Below are 2,502 nucleotides of genomic sequence, written 5' to 3' on the forward strand. Positions count from 1 at the left end.
GGCGTCGGCAAAGCGGCCGATGTCGTCGCTGCGCCCGGCGGCGATGTAGCGTTGCATCAGGTCCAGGCTGCCGATGATGCCGGTGAGCATATTGTTGAAGTCATGGGCGATGCCGCCGGTGAGCTGGCCCACCGCTTCCATCTTCTGCGCATGGCGCAGGGCGTCTTCGGCGCGTTCGCGTTCGACCATTTCGTTTTGCAGGCGCTGGTTGGCCTCGGCCAGTGCCAGGGTGCGCTGGGCCACACGCTCTTCGAGGTTTTCGTTGAGGTGGCGCAGGCGTTGCTCGGTGCTTTGCTGGGCTTTGAGGCTGGCTTCGGAGCGCTGTTGCAGTTCCTGGGTGAACTGGCGGCGTTCGTTGGTTTCAATGGCGGTGACGAGGATGCCGGACACGCTGGCGGATTCATCGCGGATCGGGCTGTAGGTCAGGTCAAGCCAGATCTCGGTGTCGCGCTGGTTGCGCTGCAGGACAAAGCGCTGCTCGCTGAAGGAACGCACCTGGCCGCTGAGAACCGCGTCATAGACCGGTGCGGTGAAACTGTGCAATTCCGGCCAGGTCTGGTGCGCCGGTTGGCCCATCGCGTCAGGGTGCTTGTTGCCCGCCAGCAGGGCGAAGGCGTCGTTGTAGAGTTGGATGAGTTCGCTGCCCCATAACAGCAGCATTGGCATCGGCGAGTGGACGACAATATCCACGGAGGTGCGCAGGCTTTGCGGCCAATCATTGGCCTCACCGAGGGGGCTTTTGGCCCAGTCCAGCCGCGCAATCAATGCGGCGGCTTCGCTACCGGTGGATGTTTCCTTCATAAAAAGCCCTGAGCGTAACGCTTTGAAAAATGACAACACCCATTATCCGGTGGGACAACGATGGGTGACTACCCCCGAAAATAGCATGCATTGGGGGTTTGTCTTCAAATGAGTGCGTTGGCGCTGAAACCTTTCACCTTAAAGTGCCAGCTCAGGCCGGTCGCGAAACTGTGCCAGGGCCTCCGGGTTGGCCAGCGCGTCGGTGTGTTTCACCGGTTCGCCATGCACCACATTGCGCACCGCCAGTTCGACGATCTTGCCGCTGATCGTGCGCGGGATATCGCTGACGGCGAGGATCTTCGCCGGCACATGCCGTGGCGTGGTGTTGGCGCGGATCACCTGGCGGATCTGCTGTTCGAGGGCGTCATCCAGCTCGACGCCATCGTTGAGCCGCACGAACAGCACCACGCGCACATCGTCCTGCCAGCGCTGACCAATGGCCAGGCTTTCCAGCACCTGCGGGACTTTTTCCACCTGCCGATAAATCTCGGCGGTGCCGATCCGCACACCGCCAGGGTTGAGCACCGCATCGGAGCGCCCGTGAATCAGCAGGCTGCCGTTGGGCCGCTGCTCGGCGTAATCGCCCTGGGCCCAGACGCCGGGGAATTGGCTGAAATAGGAGGCGCGCAGTTTTTTCTGCTGCGGGTCGTTCCACAGGCCGATGGGCATGGCGGGGAAGTGCCGGGTACACACCAGTTCGCCCTTTTCACCGACCAGCGGCCGCCCTTGGTCGTCCCACACCTCGATGGCCATAGCCAGGCTCTTGCACTGCATTTCACCGCGGCGCACCGGCAGCACCGGGTTGCCGATGACGAAGCAGGAGACGATATCGGTGCCGCCGGACATCGAGGACAGGCACACCTCGCGCTTGATCTCGCGGTACACGTAGTCGTAGCTCTGGGGCGACAGCGGCGAGCCAGTCGAAATCAGCCCTTTGAGGCTGCTCAGGTCATGGCTCCGGCGCGGCTGTAGCCCGGCCTTTTCCAGGGTGACGAGGTACTTCGGGCTGGTGCCGAACACGCTGATCCGTTCCGCGTCGATCAGGTCGATCAAGCGCTCGGGGCCAGGGTGAAACGGCGAGCCGTCGTACAGCACCGCCGTGGCGCCGAGCGCCAGTACCGAGACCAGCCAGTTCCACATCATCCAGCCGCAGGTGGTGTAGTAGAACAGGCAATCCTCACGGGACAGGTCCGCGTGCAGGCCGTGTTCCTTGAGGTGGGTGAGCAGCACGCCGCCGGTGCCGTGGATGATGCACTTGGGCACGCCGGTGGTGCCGCTGGAATAGAGGATATACAGCGGATGGTCGAACGGCACCGCGACAAACTCAGGTGCGCCGCCGGGTTGGTAGAAGTCACTCCACAGCGCGACGTTGGCGGCGCTCCGATAGTCCTCGACCCGCGCCTGGGGCCGCGCATACGGCACGATGATCAGTTGCTGCAGGGACGGCAGGCGTTCGAGGATCTCGTTGAGCTTGGCGCTCTGGTCGATGGTCTTGCCGGCGTAGCGGTAACCGGCGCAGGTGATCAGCACCTTGGGTTCGATCTGGCCGAAACGGTCGATCACGCCTTGGGTGCCGAAGTCTGGTGATGAGCACGACCAGATCGCGCCCAGGCTGCTGGTGGCGAGCATGCCTACCAGGGTTTGCCAGGTGTTGGGCATGCACGCGGCGACCCGGTCGCCCAGCCCAACCCCGGCCGCCCG

2 protein-coding genes are annotated in these 2,502 nt (G+C 63.5%); both read right to left on the reverse strand.

Features of this window, described 5'->3' with window-relative positions:
* The coding region (locus L9Z73_RS29015; protein ID WP_247408277.1) for a PAS domain-containing protein at window positions 1-801 on the reverse strand (801 nt) is incomplete at its 3' end.
* A 138-nt stretch (window positions 802-939) separates the two neighbouring features.
* Window positions 940-2,502 (reverse strand): acetoacetate--CoA ligase (locus L9Z73_RS29020; RefSeq protein ID WP_247408280.1); only part of this gene is annotated, 1,563 nt, incomplete at its 5' end.

This window comes from Pseudomonas emilianonis (assembly GCF_023072625.1).
GTDB classification, from domain to species: domain Bacteria; phylum Pseudomonadota; class Gammaproteobacteria; order Pseudomonadales; family Pseudomonadaceae; genus Aquipseudomonas; species Aquipseudomonas paraveronii.